This is a genomic window from Haliea sp. E17 (assembly GCF_048323675.1).
Classification (GTDB): Bacteria; Pseudomonadota; Gammaproteobacteria; order Pseudomonadales; family Halieaceae; genus Mangrovimicrobium.
This window is the reverse complement of record NZ_JBLWFK010000002.1, coordinates 286645-305412: the sequence shown is the minus strand read 5'-3', so window position 1 is coordinate 305412 and position 18768 is coordinate 286645. Positions and strand designations below refer to the sequence as shown.

Below are 18768 nucleotides of genomic sequence, written 5' to 3'. Positions count from 1 at the left end.
TCAGGTCAGCCGATGTCGCTGTTTGCCGAACTCAAGCGTCGCAACGTGGTCAAGGTGGCGACGCTGTACCTGGTCGCCAGCTGGCTGCTGCTGCAGGTTACCGATGTCCTGTCGTCCCTGCTGTCGCTGCCTGCCGCCGTCGGCTCGACGGTTGTCATCGTCCTGCTGGTGGGTTTCGTGCCAGTACTCATTTTTTCCTGGGTTTACGAGCTCACGCCGGAGGGACTGAAGCGCGATGCAGACATCGCGCCCGAAACCTCGATGGCACTGGTGACCGGACGGCGGATGAACCTGCTTATTATCGGCTTGTTACTGCTTGCCGTTGGCGCCCTGGTACTCGACCGGGTATTGCCCGGAGCTGACCGGGTTGAGGCAACGGGCAGCGCGGGAGAAGCGCCTGCCCAGGTCGACGGTACGGCATCCGGCGCCCAACCCTCCATCGCAGTACTGCCCTTCGAGAATTTTTCCGGCGCCAGCGAAGACGAGTATTTCTCGGACGGGCTGGCGGATACCCTGCTGCACCACCTCGCCCAGGTATCCGGGCTGACGGTCATCGCGCGCAATTCCAGCTTTCAGTACAAGGGCACCAATCTCGATGTACGGGAAATCGGCAGACAGCTCGGTGTCTCCAGCGTGCTTGAGGGCAGCGTCCAGCGCTACGGCGAGCAGGTCAGGGTAATTGCCCAGTTGGTCAGCACCAGCGACGGCAGCCATATCTGGTCAGAGCGTTACGATTATGCGATGAAGGATATTTTCGCCCTGCATGATGCGATATCCGCTGCGGTAGTGGACCAACTGAGAGTATCCCTGCTGCCGGAACAGGCGCGCATGCTCGACCAGGGAGGCACCGGGCAGACGGAGGCCTACGATCTTTTCCTGCGCGCCCGGAGCTACGCGGAAGAACATCTCACCCCCAGCCTGATCAACACTATCGACAGCATCGAGAATTTTCCCGCGGTACAAATGCTGCGGGCAGCCCTGGCCATCGACCCGGATTACGTCAACGCCATGATCCAGCTGGCCGATATCTACGATGACTGTGCCTTCCACGCCGGTAGCCGGGACCTCTTCGACTACTGCCTGGAAAAAATGCCTCCGCTTACGGAACGTGCCATGGCCCTGGCCCCGGGCTATTCCGCCAGCTGGAGCATCAAGGCCCGCTATGAACATCGCAGTGGCGAAGATGAGGCGGCGAGAATATCGCTGGTCAGGGCGCTAGAACTCAACCCCAACGATGCCTCGGCCCACCTCAGTTACGCCGTCAATCTCCTGCTCGATGACCCCGCAAAGGCACTGCTGGAAATGGACCGGCGCGACGCGCTGGACCCGGAGGCCACCTTTCACCGGCCCAGGTACATCGCGCTGCTGCGCCTTGGGCGCGTCGATGAAGCGATCTCAACCCTGGAGGCCAATCTGCAGGACGATGAACATTCCGAACTCCTACTGAGCGATTTGGCTGAAGTCACCTACGTGTTTCGCGGCCGGCCAGATATCTCGGTGCGCTGGACCGCACGCCTGCTGGGTCTCGCCCCGGACAGCCTGTCCGGCTATACCGGGATGGTCCGCGCGTGGAATGCGGTGGGCGACCACCAGCGCAGCCAGCGCTGGCTCGATGCCGCCGAAGCGCGCTGGCCGGGCAATGACATGCTCGACGAACTTCGCCTGTTCACCACCCAGCAGACCCAGGGCCCGTCGGCGGCCGCGGAATATTTCGACTCCCTGCGTGCTGCTGGCGACGACAGCAGTATCGCTGGCCTGCTGTCCCAGACCCGCCTGTGCCTGCTGACAGGCAATGTGGACTGCGCGCGAGAAGCCAGCGAAGAACTCGCGACCGCGCTGGCAGAGCGCAAGGCGGATGAATTCACGCTCACCCGAGACACCCTGCTCCTGTTCACGGCGGAACTGGCCGAGCTCACTGGCAGCGGATCACCGGACGCCGCACAAGGGCTGCTGGACAGGGTTAGCCCGCTGCCCCGGGTGGCGGCAGGCAGGAACAAGGGCACCCTGGATATCGAAGCGCTGATCCTGCTCGGCCGCGAGGACGAGGCCGCCCTGGCCCTGGGTGGCACCCTGATCGATGACAAGGGCTATATGCGCTGGGACAGCTATGAGCAAGCTCTGGACCGCGGCCACCTGGTCTCGCGCCTTGCAGGCAATCAGCAGTTCGAGCGCTGGCGCAGGGATTATGTCGCCCGCCGCGACGCCGCCAGGCAGGCAATGACGACTATGGAAGCGAGCGGTGAAATCCCCGCCCCACCGGAGCAGGAAGAATGACACGATTACTCGAGGGAAAAGTCGCGCTGGTCACCGGCGCCTCCGCTGGCATCGGCGCGGCCTGCGCCCTTGCCCTGGCAAAATCCGGCGCCTCGGTGGCCATCACGGCCCGCCGGGCACAACGGCTGGTCGCACTGGCGGAGCAGATCGAGTCCAGTGGCAGCGCAGTCCTCACCCTGGCGGGCGACATCAGCGACGAGGCCTTCGCCCTCTCCACCGTGGCGGACACGCTGTCCCGCTTCGGTCGCCTGGATATCCTGGTCAACGCCGCCGGCACCATCCAGGCCACCAATATCGGCGAGGCCGACTTCAGCCAATGGCGGTCGGTGATCAACACCAACCTGCTCGCCAGCCTGTATACCTGCCATGCGGCGGTGGCTCCCATGCGGGCCCAGGGCAGCGGCACCATCATCAATATCGGCTCCCTCGCCTGCCACACCACGACGCCTGTCTACAACGCCTACGCCACCAGCAAACAGGCGCTGTTCGCGATGACCGACGGCATGCGCCAGGAACTCGGCCCGGAAGGCATCCGGGTCAGCCTGGTCAATCCCGGCACGGTCAGCACGGAAATCTGGGAACAGCTGAGCGACCCGGCACACAGTGCGGGCATGCGCGAGTTTCTCAACCAGGAGGGGGCGATACAGCCGGCACAGATCGCCGACACCGTGGTATATATCGCCACGGCGCCGGAGAACGTGAATCTGTCGGAGGTATTCGTGCGGGCGACGCGCGACATTGCCTATTAGCGCAGCCCGGGGGAATGATCAGGAGGGAACGCGGCCGCCGTTGACGCCGATAGTCTGGCCGGTCACGTAGCTGGTGGCCTCGTCCGCCAGCCAGGCCACGGCGTTGGCGATGTCGTCGGCGACGCCGGTGCGGCCCACCGGGATCATCCGCTTGAGGGTCTCCATCGGCATCTTGAAGCGGTCCTTGTTCTCCTCGGACATGATGGTACCCATGACCGCCCCCGGCGGTACGTTGTTCACGGTAATACCGTAGGGGCCGAGGGCCTGCGCCAGGGAACGGGTCATGGAGATCACCGCGCCCTTGGAGGCGGAATAGTGAACCTGCTCCACGGAGCCGGACTGGGCGCTGGAGGAGGAAATGTTGATGACCCGGCCCCAGCCCGCCTCTTTCATGTCCGGCACCACGATCTGGGTAACGATGAAAGTGCCCTTGGTGTTGATCTCGAACATCCGGTCCCAGTCACTGTCGGTGAGTTCCTCGAAGGGGATGAAGTTGGAGATGCCGGCGTTATTGACCACGATGGTTACCGGGCCAAAGGCATCGCGCAGTTTCGCCACGGCGGCTTCCATCTGGCCGCGATCGGCGATGCTGCCTTCCAGGGCAATCGCCTCGCCACCGGCGTCGCGGATCTCCTGGGCGACCTTCTCCACACCATCGAGGTTGAGGTCGAGTACGCCGATACGGATGCCATCCTTTGCCAGGCGCAGTGCGCAGGCGCGGCCGATACCGGCCGCGGCGCCGGTTACCAATGCGGTTTTCTTGGTCATGTCGAATCTCCTGGTTGACGGGTATACCGGTTCGGGCTGGTTATAACCATCAGTGGTGACTACCAGCTCAATCGAGGGCGTAGAATGTAGGGCGCACAGCGCTGCGGGTCAACCTTGACTATCGCTCGGGACTGGCGTCACGATGCCAGCGGACCGCAAAACAATAAGGATAAAACCATGCAAGCAGCCAGCTGGAGCATCGAGGACATGCCAGCCCAGGACGGTCGCGTCGCAATCGTAACCGGCGCCAGCAGCGGTATCGGCCTGGAAACCGCCCGCGCCCTCGCCGGCAAGGGCGCGGGCGTTACCCTGGGCGTGCGCGACCGCGAAAAAGGCAACCGTGCCGCCGACGCCATCCGGGCCAGCCATCCCGGCGCCCAGGTAGCCGTTCAGCATCTCGACCTGGCCGACCTCGCCTCGGTGAGAGCCTTCGCCGACACCTTCCAGGGGGAACACCGGCGGCTCGACCTGCTCATCAACAATGCCGGTGTGATGATGTGCCCCTTCGCCACCACCAGGGATGGCTTTGAAATCCAGTTCGGCACCAATCACCTCGGTCACTTCGCCCTGACCGGCCACCTGCTGCCCCTCCTGCGGGCCACCGGGGACTCGCGCGTAGTGAACGTCTCGAGCCTCGCCCACTGGCGCGGCAACCTGGACTTCGACGATATCAACTGGCAACGACGCGCCTACGACAGCAGCCAGGCCTACTGTGACAGCAAACTGGCCAACCTGCTGTTCACCCTGCAGCTGGCGCAAAAAATGGAAGCCAGCGGAGACAACCCCATGGTCACCGCGGCACACCCGGGCTGGACCCGAACCGACCTGCAGCGCCATGTCTGGAAATACCGCTTCCTCGGCCTGTTCATGGGCCAGGACAGCGCGATGGGGGCGCTACCGACCCTGCGCGCGGCGACCGACCCGGATGCCCTGCCGGTGGACTACTACGGCCCTTCGGGGAAAAAGGAAATGCGTGGACCGCCCGCCGCCGCGGGCCGCAGCGAGCGCGCCCGGGAGCGCAGCGCTGCGGAAACCCTGTGGCGCCTGTCCGAGGAGTTGACCGGCGTGAGCTACTGAGCGCTCACGCGGCTCCATTCTTACGCAGTTGGCCGGCCCGGACTATTTCCAGACCTGGTTGGGTGAGGCATTGCAGTTGCTGCTGACCACATTGCCGGTGGGCTCGCCGGGCTTGCCGACCGCCAGCAGGCACTTGTTGGCGTTGTTGTGCAGGCGTCCGGCTTCGTCGATACGCCACTTCTGGAATGCCTGGCCGCCACAGGCCTGGGTGAGCGCGTTGGCGCCGGGTTTGCTGGCATCGCCGGCCACGCCGACACAAACGCCACCCTGAGTCGCCAGGCGACCCTGGTCATCGAAACTGAACTGCTGGTTTTTGGCGCTGGCATTACACTTGCGCACCACCATGCTGGCGCCGACCTTGTCCGGAGTGCCGGCCATCTGCAGGCACATGTCCCCGTCGAGCGCGAAGCTGCGCCACTGCGCCTGCTGGGCCTGGGCGACAATCTCCTGCCCCTGCTGCTGCATGGTTTTCAGGGCGTCGGTATTGAGGTCGATGGCCATCGCGCCGCTGGCGACGAAGACAAAAAGCGAGCTTAGGCAAACGGTGAGTTTCATTGCGATGCACCTTTAACTAGTATTGTTTTGGCTGGCGCGACCTCCCGGAATGGTGAGGGTTTTTCAGCCAGCATTGATGAGACCACAAATCACCGGAGAAGTGCAGCACTTGGCAAAACGAATCCTGCTGTTCCTCGCCCTGCCAGTGCTGCTGTGCATTGCCCTGCTAACCGCCGGGGGCAGCGAGACCGGCACCCGGGTACTGGCCGGGCTCGCCCGTGACGCGGCCGGCGGCGCGCTCGGCTGGCGCGAACTGCGCGGCCGGCTGCTCGGTTCCCTGCATATCGACGGGCTGGCGATCACGCTGCCGGGCACCGATGTCCGGGTCGAATCCCTGGACTTCGCCTGGCTCCCCCTGGCGCTGTTGCGCGGCCAGGTCGAAATCGAACGGCTGCAGGTGGACGGCCTCGATGTGGTGCTGTCACCTGCCGATACCCCGGCGGAAACTACGGCACCGTTCGACCCCGCGTCCCTGCGCGCGCCGCTGGATATTCGCCTGCAGCAACTGCAGATCGACAGGATTTCAGTTACCAGCGGCGACTCCCCGCCCGTCGTCATAGAGCGGATCAGCGCTGCGATCAGCGCGGGGGATTCACTCGTCCTGCGGGACCTGCGCGTGGCCGCACCGGAGGGGGGGCTGGAAGCCAGTGGCAGCATCGGCCTCGACGCGCACCTGCCGCTGGACCTGGACGCCACCTGGCACTGGCAACTGCCGGACCAGCGCAGTATCGGCGGTCACCTGCTGGCGCGCGGAAACGCCGGGAATTTACAGGTAAGCCACAGCGGCAGCGGCGATTTACCGGTCAACCTGCACGGTGAGCTGCAGTCCCTGCTGGACCAGCCGGCCTGGACGATAAACCTCGACTGGCCGGCCCTGCCGCTCGCTACCGGCGAACGGGCGCTGGTGATCGGCCCCGGCACACTGGCCAGCAGGGGTTCCATCGATCTATTTAGCCTGAGTGGTGAAGGCGCGGTCAGCGGCGCGACACCGGAAACACTGCACTGGTCACTGCAGGCGGACAAGGGCAGCATCAGCGGCTTGCATCTCACCCTGCTACGCCTGCAGAGCACACCCGGCTCCCTCGAGCTGAGCGGTGACATTGGCTGGGAAGGCCCGGTCAGCGCGACCCTCGACTATCGCGCACAGGGCCTGTCGCTCGATGTCTACAGCCCCTCCCTGCCGCCACAGCTCGAAGCCAGCGGCCGTATCAATGGCCGCTATGTGGATAGCAGTGCGCAGCTGACCCGGTTCGACCTCGCCCTGGCCGATTCACCATTGCGCCTGGCCCTGAGCGGCGATGCACAGTTTCCCGCCGGCGGCGTCCCGGTGTTCCAGGCCAGCCTGCAGTGGACCGGGCTCGCCTGGCCGCTGGCGCAACTCCCGGGGGACGACAGCGCCACCCCGCCTGCCTTCAGCAGCCCCGCCGGCCACCTCAACCTCAGCGGCACAAGCGAAGATTACCGGGTAGCGCTGGTGGCCAGCAGCGCGGGCAGCCAGGCTCCCCCGGCAGACTGGCAGCTGCAGGGCCGCGGCAACCTTTCCAGCCTGCAAGTTGAAACACTGAAAGCGCGCCTGCTGGACGGCCAGGTACGCCTGCACGGCGACATCGCATGGGCGCCCACGCTGCGCTGGCAGCTCGATGCCGAGGGGGAAAAGCTCGATCCGGGGCAGTGGCTGGCCGACTATCCCGGACAGCTGGCTCTCGCCCTGCGAACCACGGGCAGCATCGACCCGCAAAGCGGTCCCGATGCCAGTGTCGACCTTGCCTATCTCAGGGGGCAGTTGGCCGCCCAGGACTTCGCGCTGACCGCCCAGGCCTCAGTCCGCGGCGACGCAGTGGACCTCGCTGGACTCAGCCTGCACAGCGGCGACAACCAGCTCAGCGCCAGCGGGCTGTATAGCCCCTCCCTGCTCAAGCTGCAGTGGCAGCTGGATGCCCCCCAGCCGGGCGGCCTGCTGCCCGGGGCCGAGGGCTCCCTGTCAGGTCACGGTACGCTCTCGGGAACACCACAGAACCCGCAGCTGGAAATGCAGCTGAACGGCGACGCGCTCGCCTTCGACGGCCAGTCGCTGGAGCAGCTGCGCGCCGATATCCGGGCCGGCCTGGCGCCCGACGCGCCGCTGGCTATCGAGCTGCGAGTCAGCGGCGTCAGCAACGGCGACCAGCGCCTGCTGGAAACCGCGGCAATCCACGCTGCGGGTACCATCGCCGAACACTCCCTCGACCTCGCGCTGGATACCCCCACGGATCAGCTGCACATGCAACTCACCGGAGGGCTCGACCGGCAAGCCATGGCGTGGACCGGCTACCTCAGTGAACTGCTGGCCGACTCCGCCAGCCTTGGCACCTGGCGCCTGCAATCACCTTCACCTCTGCAACTGAGCGCGCAAAGCCAGCGGTTGGAGGATGCCTGCCTCACCACCGACGCAAACGACAGCGCGGCCCCGCCAAGGCTCTGCGCCAGCGCTCAACACCTTGCCGATGGTGCTATGCAATTTTCTGCGCAACTTGAAGAAATGCCCGTGGCGCGTTTTGTGCCGACCCTGGGAGGGAACCTGGAGGGTACAGTCAGGGCTGGCGTGGGCAGCAATGGCGAACTGGAGGGAAGTGGCGACTTCAGCCTCAGTCCCGGTGACGTCCTCCTCAGTGAGGGGGACGGCCGCAAGGCGTTCCGCCACCGCGGCGGCGCCCTGGAATTTGACCTCGATCCCTCCAGCGGGCTCGCTGCGACCTTCAATTTTGACGGCGAGCGCCAGCAACTGCTGGACGCAAAGCTGCAACTCCCGCAGCTGAGGCGCCTGCCGCTCACCGGGCCCCAGCCTCTGGCAGGGCAGGTGAACGCAGACATCAGCGACCTCAGCGGCATCAGCGTCCTGGTACCGGCACTCTCAAACGTCTCCGGGCGGCTGTTCTCCGACCTCCAGTTGGCGGGCGATCTCGGCGAACCGCAGTTGCAGGGCACGCTGTCCCTGAGCAACGCCGCGGCAGATGTCAGCTCGGCGGGCTTGCAACTGCGCGACGTGAACCTGCAACTGGCCAGCGACCCAGAGCGCCCGGGTTACCTGTTCCTCACCGGCGGCGCCAGCTCCGGCCCCGGCAAACTCAGCCTCGACGCGCAGGTGGATGTCGCCGACCGCGCCCTGGACCTCGCCCTGGGCGGCAACCGTTTCGAGGTCTGGGATACCCGCGACGGACGCGCCCTGCTCTCCCCCGACCTGCAGCTGCAGTGGGATGGCGAGACGGCGACGGTGCGCGGCCGCCTGGAAATACCCAGCGCCGACATTACCCCCAAGCTGGCGATCAGCCCGGCGATGGCCTCCACCGAGGCAGAGGCGACTGACACGCCGCAGGCCCAGGTCATCGCCACCTCGGCGGACGTGGTCATCCTCGGTGCGGATGGCGAAGCCCTGGAAGGCAATACCCTGAAGGCTCCGTTCCGCCTCGACAGCAAGGTCGAAATCGCCCTCGGCGACAGGGTGCGGGTCAACGCCCTCGGGCTCAAGGGCAGGATCGCCGGCACCGCGACCTTCACCAACCGGCCGCGGCGCCGCGAGCTGATCCCCATTGCCGAAGGCCGGTACAGCATCGAGGAAGGCACCTTCCGCGCCTTCGGCCAGGACCTCGAAATCGAGACCGGCCAGGTAATCTTCGACCGGGTGCCGGCAGACCGCCCGGAACTGGCGCTGCGTGCGGTGCGCTGGATCGATAACGACCCGCTGGTCAGCGCCGCCGGGGTGCAGGTAAGCGGCCCCCTCGACCAGCCCTTGCTGGAGCTGTTCTCGCGCCCGCAACTCGACGCGTCGGAAATCCAGTCCTATCTCCTGACCGGCCACTCCGCGGGGTCCGACGACAGCGTACTCGGTATCGGCACCTACCTGCACCCGCGCCTCTACGTCGGCTATGGCTACAACCTGATTGCCGAGACCAGCGAGTTCGACGCCCTGTTCACCATCACCCCCCGCTACGGCATCGAGGCCACCGCCGGCGAAGCCGACAACCGGGTCAACCTGACGTTCACCCATGAGCGCTAGACGCAACAGCGGGCTGCTGACCCGCCGCCTGTTCTGCCTCTGGCTGCTGCTCTGGCCCGCCGCCTGGTTGGTGCCAGCGCTGTCCTGCCACGCTGCCAACAGCATTGTGGAGGTCAGCGTCCTCGGACTCGAGGGTGAGGCGCTGGAGAACGCACAGGCCTCCCTGGAGATCGAACGCCACCGCGACCAGGCGGGACTCGACGCTACCCGAATACGCGAACTCCATGAGAAAGCCGAGGGCGATATCCGGCGCGCACTGCAGCCATTTGGCTATTACCAGCCGCAGATCGAAGCGCAACTGCAAGCCCCGGCGGACGCCACCGGTCCCTGGCACGCGACCTACCAGGTCGATCCCGGCCCGCTGATTGCCGTGGCCGCGCTGCAACTTGATTTCGGCGACACCAGGGACCCGGACCTGGACACGCTGGCGGCGCAATTCCCGCTGCAGCCTGGCACCCCCCTCGATCACCGGCATTACGAGGAAGCCAAGCGCGACCTGCTGCAGCAAGTCCGCGCCCTGGGCTACCGCCACGCCCGCTGGCAGGAGCACCGGGTGGAGGTCGACCTCGTGCGCTACCAGGCGACCATCCAGCTCAGCCTGAGGACCGGACCGCGCTTTGTCATCGGCCAGATCAGCTTCGAGCAGCGGCGCTTCGATGACGCCTGGTTGCAGCGCTATCTGGTGCTGCAACCCGGCCAGGCGTTTACCGGCGAAGCACTGGCGCAGCAGCGCCGGGTACTGGGGCGCAGCGGCTATTTTCGCGAAGTCGAGATCGTGGAGCTGCAACCACTGGAAGGCGACCAGACAGTCGTTCCCCTGAAGATCGTGCTGGACGAATACCAGCCCAATCGCTACCGGGGCAGCCTCGGCTGGGGTACCGACACCGGCTTCGGCGTCCAGCTGGACTGGACCCGCCGCTACGTCGGCGGTCGCGGGCAGCGCTTCAACGTTGGCCTTGCGGCAGTGGAAGACCGCCAGCGGCTCGCCGGCGACATCAACTACACCATTCCCCTGCAACCGCTGGACGGCAGTGAAATCGAACTGGCCGCGCGCCACGAGAGCAAGGACCTCTCCTACGAGGATGTCGGCCTGGAGGTCGGCGGCGATACCCGGATCAGCACCAACCTGCTCTCCGCCTTCTGGCATCCGGCGTTGCGGCAATGGGGGCAATACCGGTTCTCCAGCGTGCCCGGCATCAGCCTGGTTACCGAAACCTATGACGTCTTCGAGGTCCTGTTCGGCTACTTCTCGAAGGAAGAGCAGCAGTTCATCATCGATTCCATCGGCCCGCAGGCCTACGACACCCTGGCGCCAGATTTCGAGGCGGTGGTTGCCAGCCTCAACCTGCAACTGTCGCGCGCCGACAACGGATTGTTTATCCGCGACGGCGAATACCTGGGACTGGAACTGCTCGGCGCCAACGACAGCCTCGGTTCGAACATCACCTTCTGGCAGGCCACCCTGGAAAGCTGGTTCATCCGCCCCCTGTTCACGGACGACAGGCTCCTCCTGCGCGCAGCCGCCGGCTACTCCGACGCGGAGAGTCGCGAAGTGCTCGACGTCAATTTCAATTTGATGCCGGAATACTACGAATACCGCGCTGGCGGGGTGCGCAGTATCCGCGGCTACGGCTGGGAAAGCCTGGTGCCGGAGAGCTCGATAACCGGCGGCAAACACCTCGCGGTCGGCAGCATCGAGTACGAGCACCAGGTCATCCCCAACTGGAGCCTAGCGGTGTTTCTCGACGGCGGTAACGCCTTCAACGACTTCGACAATATCGACCCCAAGTACGGTACCGGCCTCGGCGTCCGCTGGCGCTCCCCGGTGGGCGTGGCGCGACTGGACATCGGCATCCCGCTGGACAAGGCGGACGATGCCTTCGAGATCTATATCACGGTGGGTCCGGAATTCTAGCGCCGATCCGGGATTTCGGGTTCGGGTTCGGGTTCGGGTTCGGGTTCGGGTTCGGAAAATTTTAGCCGAGCTTCAAACCCGCAGGACGCCCGCTTGCTCCAGGGCGCTTTTAGTCGCAGCGGACGTCCTGCGGGTTTGAATCTCTCTCACCAGCGTATTTCCCGGGGAGCAACACCAACGTGAATTACGCTGCCGGCAAGCAGCTGCAGGACAATGTCCCGTGCGGTGAGTTAAAGCGCTCTCGAACAAGCACGGGACATTGGCCTGCAGCTGCGGCGACGGAGTACCACTTCAGGCTACCGCCCGCATCGGCTCCTCGCCGTTGAGGGTAAACCGGTGCATCAGGCGGCCGCTGGCCGGGTCGTAGGGCCGGCCGCGGTGCATGGTGCCGGTGTTGTCCCACATCAGCAGGTCGTTCGGCTGCCACTGGTGCGAGTAGACGAACTGCGGCTGGGTCGCGTGTCGCAGCAATTCCTGCAGCAACGCGTGGCTCTCCGCGGGGTGCAGGCCGACGATATGCGAGCAGGAAGTACTGAGCGCCAGGGATTTGCGCCCCGACTTGTGCTGCCAGACCAGCGGCTGGGTACGCGTGGGGTAGGAGCACCAGCGGGCGATCTGCTCCAGGTCGGCTTCCGGGCAGGCGTGGAACATCGCCGCCTGCATGCTGTGCACCACCTGCAGGGTGTCGAGCCAGGCGCGATAGTCTTCCGGCAATGCCTCGTAGGCGGCGTAAGTATTGGCGAACTCGGTCTGCCCGCCCTCGGGTGCGATCACGATGGGACGCAGCACCGTGGCGAAGGGCGGCGTGGCGTCGTAGGTGCCATCCATGTGCCAGAACATGGTGCCGGGAAAGAAATCCGCGTATTCGGGGTTCCTTTCCTTGTCGAGCGTCACCTTCATCAGGCCCGCGTCGCCCTCCTGCGATACGGTCCCCAGGCGCAGTTCGCCGAGGGTCGCGGTAAACGCCCGCTGTTGCGCATCCGTCATCTCCAGGTCGCGAGCGATGAGTACGCCGCGCTCGACCAGCAGGGCGCGGATTTCCTCGCGCAGGCTTCCCTCCAGCAGGGTCTCCAGGTCGATGTCGATTTGGGAACCCACGAGGGGGCTGAGGGTTTTCGCTGCGATGGCCATGCAATGACTCCTGTTCGAGCCCGGCGCCACCTGTTCCCGGCGCCGGCGTGTTGTATTTATGTCACCCGATTCGTTTCATTATACGGCGCATTCACCGGTTTAGGCTACAAAATTGTAATTCGGCAATGCGGGCCGTGTCCGGTATGGTCAATCCACCCAAGCCCGAAGTAACGGATACTTGGGCCGGTTTCTTCGCCTGAGCCGAACACTACAAATAACGAGAGGATCGCCATGCTCCAGGGAAGCCACTACCTCGAATTCACCTGGATGACACCCGAGACCTGGGCCGGGATGGGCGGTTCCTGATCCCCGCCCGCTGATTCCGCTACCCGGGTATCGCTGAAACGGACTGACACAGACCATGAACCTGAACCTCAAAAACAAGGTCGCCATCGTCACCGGTGCGACCGCCAATATCGGCCGCGCGATCGCCCTTGAACTGTCGGCCGAGGGCGTTTATCTCGTTGCTGTCGGGCGCGACAGGGAAGCCGGGAAACAGCTCGTCCAGGCGGCGCGCGCCGCGGGCGCAGAAGACGCCGTGTTCGTCGCGGCAGACCTGCTCGACCCGGACGCCCCGGCCGCGGTGCTCGAGGCGGCAGCGCCCTTAGGACCCGTGGCGGTACTGGTGAACGGTGTCGGCGGCAACGTGGACCAGGGGTTCTTTGCCGAATCCGACCCCGCCAAATGGCAGGGCGATATCGATCTCAATTTCGGCACCGTATTGCGCATGACCCGGGCGATCCTGCCGGGCATGATCGAACAGGCTGCGGGCAGCATCGTCAATGTCGGCTCCACTGCCGGGCTGGTAGGTGACTACATGCTGCCGGTGTATTCGGCGATGAAGGGTGCGGTGCACAGTTTCACCCGGGTCCTGGCCAGGGAAGTCGGCCAGCACGGCATCCGGGTCAACGCCGTCGCCCCCTATGCGACCATGAGCCGGGACCCGGATGCGCTGAGCAAGGGCAGCCGTTTTCACCCGGACAATATCGGATTCTTTACCGAATTCGCGAAAGACATCAGCGACTACGACCAGGCGATGCGGATGCGGCAGCCCCTTGTCGGGCGACCTTTCGCCATCCCCGAGGAAGTGTCCGGTCTGGTGGCCTACCTCGCCTCGGACCGCGCCAGTTACGTCACCGGGCAGGTCTGGGCTGTCGATGGCGGCAGCCTGCTCTGATACTCAACCGGGCGGCGCTGTTCCCGCCTGTATACTTCCGGGCAGCACAACAAGCCACAGCTGACGAGGAGAATAAGATGAAACTCGGATTCGCCCTGCCCCACATGATGCGGCTCAAGGCCGCCAGCCAGCCCTGGGAAGCTGCAGTTACCGGCGCGGACCAGACGAAAATGGTGAAATGGGCAGAACAGTTCGGTTATGAGATGGTTGCCATCCCGGAGCACCACATCATCCCCCGCCAGCACGTGGATCTCTCTGGCCCGCATTACTTTGCCGCCTACCCGGCGATGGCTTATGTCGCAGGAGCCACGGAGAAAATTCGCGTCAACAGCTGTATCTCCATTCTTCCCGCCCAGAACCCGATTGTCACGGCGAAGGCGCTCTCGACCATCGACTGGTTCTCCAGCGGGCGGGTGACGGTGACCTTCGGCGTGGGCTGGCTGAAGGAGGAGTTCGACCTGCTCGGCGTCGATTTCCACAAACGCGGGGCGATGAGCGAAGAGTACATCCAGGCCATCATCGCACTGTGGACCAGCGAGAATCCGGAATTCGAGGGCAAGTATGTGTCCTTCCGTGATGTTGCCTTTGAACCGAAGTGCGTGCAGCGGCCGCACATTCCGGTCTGGTTTGGCGGCGACGCCGAAGCGGTATTGCAACGCACCGCGCGCTACGCTTGCGGCTGGTGGCCCTTCCTGACCAGGCCCGAGCAGATACCGGAGAAGCTCGATTACATCAGGTCGCGGCCGGACTACAACGGCAAACTGGCGGATGTGTACTACGGCCTCGGCACCGGCCGGGTCGGTGAAGGTCACGTGGTACAGGACGACCCCAACGCACGGCCGGGCATGGGCAGGGAGGAATTGATCGACGGCCTCAACTGGCTCGCCGGGCTCGGGGTCACCTGGAGTTCGGTACCGATTCCGCAACTCAGGCACCTCGAGGAGTACTACGACTATACGCAGTGGGTGGCCGAAGAGATCATGCCCGTTGTCCGCCAAGGCAATACCTGATAAGCCCCAGTCATGTGGCGCATTGCACATTTTCGACACACCTGTTGTATTTACTACAGTGGTGTCGTATAAATAGACCGCCCGAAAATTGTGCGCCCTGTACAGGAACCGGTAATGAATAACGACAACAGCCTCACCTACAGCCCGCCTTCGACCGAAGCAGCCGCCTACCTGGGTACCGGCCCGGTTCCTGCCGGCCCCTACTACCGGGAAGACTATTTCGAGCTGGAACGGGAAGCGGTTTTCAAACGCAGCTGGCTGCAGATCGGTCACGTCTGTGAATTACCCGCCCCCGGCAGCTACATCGTGCGCCAGCTGGACGTGGCGGATGCCTCGATCCTGGTTACCCGGGACCAGGACGGCGCGATCCGCGCCTTCCACAATGCCTGCCCGCACCGGGGTACCCAACTGGTCGCGGAAGCCACTGAGGGCAGGCGCGCCTCCTTCACCTGCCCCTATCACGCCTGGACCTTCAACAGCGACGGCAAGCTGCGCTCGGCGCCGGACTTCGAGCGCTTCTACGTGGACAAATCCCACTGCAACCTCGCCCCGGTGGCGCTGGAAATCTGCGCGGGCCTGATCTTCATCAACCTCGATAAACAGCCGGCGCAGGGCCTGCGCGAATCCCTTGGTGAACTGGCCGAACAACTGGAGACCCTGCCGGTAGCGCGGGCGACCACCTTTACCGAATACGTCTACGAGATCGACGCCAACTGGAAGCTGACTTACGACAACTTCCAGGAAAACTACCACCTGCGCTTCATCCACCCGCGTTCGGGCGGCGGCGGTGCGGTGGGGCCACTCAACCCCTTCGGTTATCCGGAGCGCTATGGTTTCCACGGCGAGCACCGCACCCAGACCATCTGGAGCAACCCCAGCCCGATTCTCAGCGCCACCCAGCAGCTGGCATTCGGCCGGCTGGTGCCGAAGCTGATGGAAAAGGGCCTGATGAACTCTCCCCATGGTCGCGAGTACTACGCCCTCTTCCCCAACTTCTTCCTTATCGGCAACCCGGTGCAGCACTTTTCCCACACTGTGATGCCGATCAGCGCGCGCAAATCCCGCGGGGTGTTCCGCATTTACTGGGTGGGCGCGGACAGCAATGCCAGCGAGCGCTTTGGACGGGAGTTCTCGATGGCCAACCTGCGCGACGTCCACTCCGAGGACCGGGCAGTCATCGAAGCTGGACAGCGGGGTCTCAACAGCGGCGCACTGGAGTACATCCACTTCCAGGAACAGGAGGTCCTGCTGCGCCACCTGATGTACCACGTCAACGAAAAGGTCGAGGCCTACCGGGCTGAACTCGCGGGAGACAGACAATGACCATGCGCGACAATGCCCTGCCCGAGGGCTTCGAGAGCCTCGCCCCCTTCGTCGAATTCTGGGCCGTGGACTGCGCCGCGGGACGCGCCGACTGCCGCCAGCGCAGTGACGAGGAAGGCCGACAGGCATTTTACGCCGCCGCCAGCCCACTCGTTGCCACAGCGCTCGATTACCTCGACAGCCAACAGCTGTCCGCGCTGGATGACAGTGAGCAACGCCTGATGAAACTTGTGCTGAGCTTTGCCCACCTCGCCATGGCGGTGGAACTGCACCGGGAGGAAGAACCGAAACACGCCCGGGACCGGCATTTCCTGCGCATCACCCGCGCACCCGCCGACGAACCCGCGGCCTGCGCCACAGCGAAGGAAGAACCCCATGCAACTTGAAGGCAAACGTATCATCGTCACCGGCGTCGCCAGCGGTATCGGCGCCGGCACCCTGCGAGCCTACGTGCGCGAGGGCGCCACGGTGACGGGTCTGGATATCGCTGACCAGGCCGGCGAAAAGATCGTTGCCGAGGCCAACGCAGAGAGGCCTGGCAGAGCGCACTACAGGCACTGTGACATCAGCGCACCGGAACAGGTTTTCAGCGCTTTCGACGCGGCAGCAAGGGCAATGGGCGGCATCGATGTGCTGTCCTGGACCCGCACCATCGCCTACGAATGGGCGAGCAAATACAACATTCGCTGCAATTGCGTAAACCCGACTATCAAGACGCCCATGTACCAGCAGTACCTCGACAGCCTGGACGCAGAAGCACTGGCGCAGCACCTGGCTTCCGAGAAACGCCAGGTACCACTCGGTGGCAGCATGGGTGACGTTGATCGGGATATGGCGCCGGTAATGGTCTTTCTCGCCTCCGATGCCTCGCGCTTTATCAACGGTCAGATCATCTGTGTCAACGGTGGTCGCAACATGCTGCGCGGCTGAAACGATGACGGCAAAAGGTGTGAAGACAAAGGCGCAAAGCCGCGAGCGCAACAACGGTTTCCTGCAGACCCACCAGCAGATGATCGAGGCGGCTACCCGCCTGATCGCGGAAAAAGGCGCGGACGCCCTGTCGCTGGCGGAACTGGCGCGGGAGCTCGAGGTCAACCGCACCACGATTTACTACCATTTCAAGAACCGCGAACAGCTGATCAGCGAGGTCAAGCAGTGGGCCTCGCAGCAACTCACCGTCGGCCTCGACCTGAAACTGTCCGAGCAGGAGCGGATCGAGTTTCTCACCCGTTTCGTGCTGGACAACAACGAGTTGATCAAGCTGTGGATCGGCGACCTGCTTTCCGGCGCGGACATCCGCCAGTGCTACCCGGCCTGGGACGAGTTCGTGGAGGTGATGGCGACGTCCTACAGCCCACCCGGCGGCGGCAGGCTGGCCGACCCGGAAGTCTACTGCCTCAACATGCTGATCAGCGCCTTCATCGCCCCCGGCGTGTTCCGCAGCAGCGTGGCGCCGCAGGCCGGCGTGGCAGAGATTGCCGCGCGTTTTGCCGCCGAGCACAAACGCAACCTTTTATGAGCGCATGCACATCGTGTTTTGTCGCTAGCCTACCGCTACTCCAACCATTAGAAACCACAGGAGATCAACCATGCGCGCAAGCGAGTATATAGCCGCCGCCGAGAAGGAAACCGGGCTGACCGGCTTCGACTGCGAATCTTTCATCGAGCCCTTCGAGTTCATGCTCAAATGCATTGACGACCGCCCCGAGGCCGAAGGCATCCTCAAGGCCCTGAACAACGAAATCATGCAGTCACTGGGCAACCGCCTGCGGGTCAGCGACTACCTGCGCCAGCACCCGGAAATCGCCGACGCGGAGATCAAGGCGCCGATCATCGTCATGGGTATGCCGCGCACCGGTACCACCGCGATGAGCTACCTGCTCGACTGCGACCCGCGCTGGCGCTCCCTGCTCAACTGGGAGGCGATGGACTCGGTGCCGCCGCCCACCACCGAGACGCTGCGCAGCGATCCGCGCTGTGTCGGCAAGAAACAGATGCAGGAAGCCATCCTGGCGCAGATACCCTTTGCCGTGCCCCACTGGGAGTGGGCCGATGGCCCCACCGAGTGCATTTTCGTCCACGCCCAGGACTTCAAGGCGCTGAGCTGGGAATCCCGGGTCGCCCACCGCGACTACGCCGACTACATGCTGCACTGCGACATGGAGTCCGCCTACGAGTACCAGAAGAAGGTCATGCGGGTGCTGCAGTCACAGGCGCCGGGGCGCTGGGTGCTGAAGATGCCCTCCCACTCCCTGCACTTCACCTGGGCGCTGCGCGCCTTCCCGGATGCGAAATTCATCTGGACCCACCGCAACCCCTACAAGGCTCTGGCCTCACTCGGCAACACCATCTCCACCGCGCACCTGTCGGGTATGGGCAAGGTCGATACGCAGTTCATCCACGACACCTATCCCAAACAGATCGCCGAACACGTGAACCGTCCCATGCGCCTGCGCGCCAGCCTGCCCGAGGACAAGATCCTCGACGTCTACTGCGCCGAGTTCATGCGCGACCCGCTGGCGGGCATGCACAAGGTCTACAGCTGGCTGGGCGAGGACATCGGCCCCGCGGTAGAACAATCGATGCGCGACTGGCTGGCGGGTGACGCCGAACGGCAGTCGGCGCGGCCGGGTTACTCGCTGGAGGATTTCGGCTGGACCCGGGAGGGTCTCGCCCACCATTTCGAGGAGTACCTCGAGCGCTACCCGCAGGCCGCGGACGCGTAATGCAGGAAATCATCGGGCCGCAACAGCGGC

Annotated in this window: 15 protein-coding genes; 12 read left to right on the top strand and 3 right to left on the bottom strand. The window is 64.5% G+C overall.

All coding sequences use genetic code 11. The annotated features are described in order from the left end of the window. The first annotated feature begins 12 nt into the window (after positions 1 to 12). Entirely contained in the window at positions 13 to 2274 is a 2262-nt protein-coding gene (locus tag ACNKU3_RS04505; RefSeq protein ID WP_418258222.1) for a hypothetical protein, read from the top strand. Further along, the gene (locus tag ACNKU3_RS04500; RefSeq protein WP_418258221.1) at positions 2271 to 3023 is read left to right on the top strand and encodes an SDR family oxidoreductase; all 753 of its coding nucleotides are present in this window, start codon (positions 2271 to 2273) and stop codon (positions 3021 to 3023) included. The genes ACNKU3_RS04505 and ACNKU3_RS04500 overlap by 4 nt, the downstream gene beginning before the upstream one ends. Before the next feature lie 18 nt (positions 3024 to 3041). Here ACNKU3_RS04500 and ACNKU3_RS04495 read toward each other — a convergent pair whose 3' ends face one another. Further along, positions 3042 to 3791, bottom strand: coding sequence for an SDR family NAD(P)-dependent oxidoreductase (locus ACNKU3_RS04495; protein WP_418258220.1), 750 nt, complete (start codon positions 3789 to 3791; stop codon positions 3042 to 3044). Positions 3792 to 3968: 177 nt separating this feature from the next. Between ACNKU3_RS04495 and ACNKU3_RS04490 the strand changes: the two genes are divergently transcribed. Continuing rightward, positions 3969 to 4868: an oxidoreductase gene (locus ACNKU3_RS04490; protein ID WP_418258219.1), complete on the top strand. Its 900-nt coding sequence runs from the start codon at positions 3969 to 3971 to the stop codon at positions 4866 to 4868. 42 nt (positions 4869 to 4910) lie between these two features. On the opposite strand, the gene ACNKU3_RS04485 is transcribed toward ACNKU3_RS04490, so the two are convergent. Continuing rightward, positions 4911 to 5423: a ricin-type beta-trefoil lectin domain protein gene (locus tag ACNKU3_RS04485; protein ID WP_418258218.1), complete on the bottom strand. Its 513-nt coding sequence runs from the start codon at positions 5421 to 5423 to the stop codon at positions 4911 to 4913. A 109-nt stretch (positions 5424 to 5532) separates the two neighbouring features. Between ACNKU3_RS04485 and ACNKU3_RS04480 the strand changes: the two genes are divergently transcribed. Together ACNKU3_RS04480 and ACNKU3_RS04475 are read left to right on the top strand one after the other, a co-directional pair. Beyond that, entirely contained in the window at positions 5533 to 9456 is a 3924-nt protein-coding gene (locus tag ACNKU3_RS04480) for a translocation/assembly module TamB domain-containing protein (protein WP_418258217.1), read from the top strand. Further along, positions 9446 to 11371: an autotransporter assembly complex protein TamA gene (locus ACNKU3_RS04475; RefSeq protein ID WP_418258216.1), complete on the top strand. Its 1926-nt coding sequence runs from the start codon at positions 9446 to 9448 to the stop codon at positions 11369 to 11371. The genes ACNKU3_RS04480 and ACNKU3_RS04475 overlap by 11 nt, the downstream gene beginning before the upstream one ends. Positions 11372 to 11662: 291 nt before the next feature. Here ACNKU3_RS04475 and ACNKU3_RS04470 read toward each other — a convergent pair whose 3' ends face one another. Further along, complete coding sequence (locus tag ACNKU3_RS04470) at positions 11663 to 12502, bottom strand: TauD/TfdA dioxygenase family protein (protein ID WP_418258215.1); 840 nt, start codon at positions 12500 to 12502, stop codon at positions 11663 to 11665. A 361-nt stretch (positions 12503 to 12863) separates the two neighbouring features. Here ACNKU3_RS04470 and ACNKU3_RS04465 point away from each other — a divergent pair, with 361 nt between their 5' ends. From ACNKU3_RS04465 to ACNKU3_RS04435, 7 genes are all read left to right on the top strand, one after another. Further along, positions 12864 to 13679 carry an SDR family NAD(P)-dependent oxidoreductase gene (locus ACNKU3_RS04465; RefSeq protein WP_418258214.1) on the top strand — a complete coding sequence of 272 codons (816 nt, stop codon included), beginning with the start codon at positions 12864 to 12866 and terminating at the stop codon, positions 13677 to 13679. 77 nt (positions 13680 to 13756) lie between these two features. Continuing rightward, complete coding sequence (locus tag ACNKU3_RS04460; RefSeq protein ID WP_418258213.1) at positions 13757 to 14689, top strand: TIGR03619 family F420-dependent LLM class oxidoreductase; 933 nt, start codon at positions 13757 to 13759, stop codon at positions 14687 to 14689. A 114-nt stretch (positions 14690 to 14803) separates the two neighbouring features. After that, complete coding sequence (locus ACNKU3_RS04455; RefSeq protein WP_418258212.1) at positions 14804 to 16012, top strand: aromatic ring-hydroxylating oxygenase subunit alpha; 1209 nt, start codon at positions 14804 to 14806, stop codon at positions 16010 to 16012. Continuing rightward, the gene (locus tag ACNKU3_RS04450; protein WP_418258211.1) at positions 16009 to 16398 is read left to right on the top strand and encodes a hypothetical protein; all 390 of its coding nucleotides are present in this window, start codon (positions 16009 to 16011) and stop codon (positions 16396 to 16398) included. The genes ACNKU3_RS04455 and ACNKU3_RS04450 overlap by 4 nt, the downstream gene beginning before the upstream one ends. Further along, positions 16388 to 16942 carry an SDR family NAD(P)-dependent oxidoreductase gene (locus tag ACNKU3_RS04445; RefSeq protein ID WP_418258210.1) on the top strand — a complete coding sequence of 185 codons (555 nt, stop codon included), beginning with the start codon at positions 16388 to 16390 and terminating at the stop codon, positions 16940 to 16942. Before ACNKU3_RS04450 ends, ACNKU3_RS04445 begins: the two co-directional genes overlap by 11 nt. 19 nt (positions 16943 to 16961) lie before the next feature. Continuing rightward, positions 16962 to 17531: a TetR/AcrR family transcriptional regulator gene (locus tag ACNKU3_RS04440; RefSeq protein WP_418258209.1), complete on the top strand. Its 570-nt coding sequence runs from the start codon at positions 16962 to 16964 to the stop codon at positions 17529 to 17531. A gap of 70 nt (positions 17532 to 17601) precedes the next feature. Further along, complete coding sequence (locus tag ACNKU3_RS04435; protein ID WP_418258208.1) at positions 17602 to 18738, top strand: sulfotransferase family protein; 1137 nt, start codon at positions 17602 to 17604, stop codon at positions 18736 to 18738. Positions 18739 to 18768: the final 30 nt, after the last annotated feature.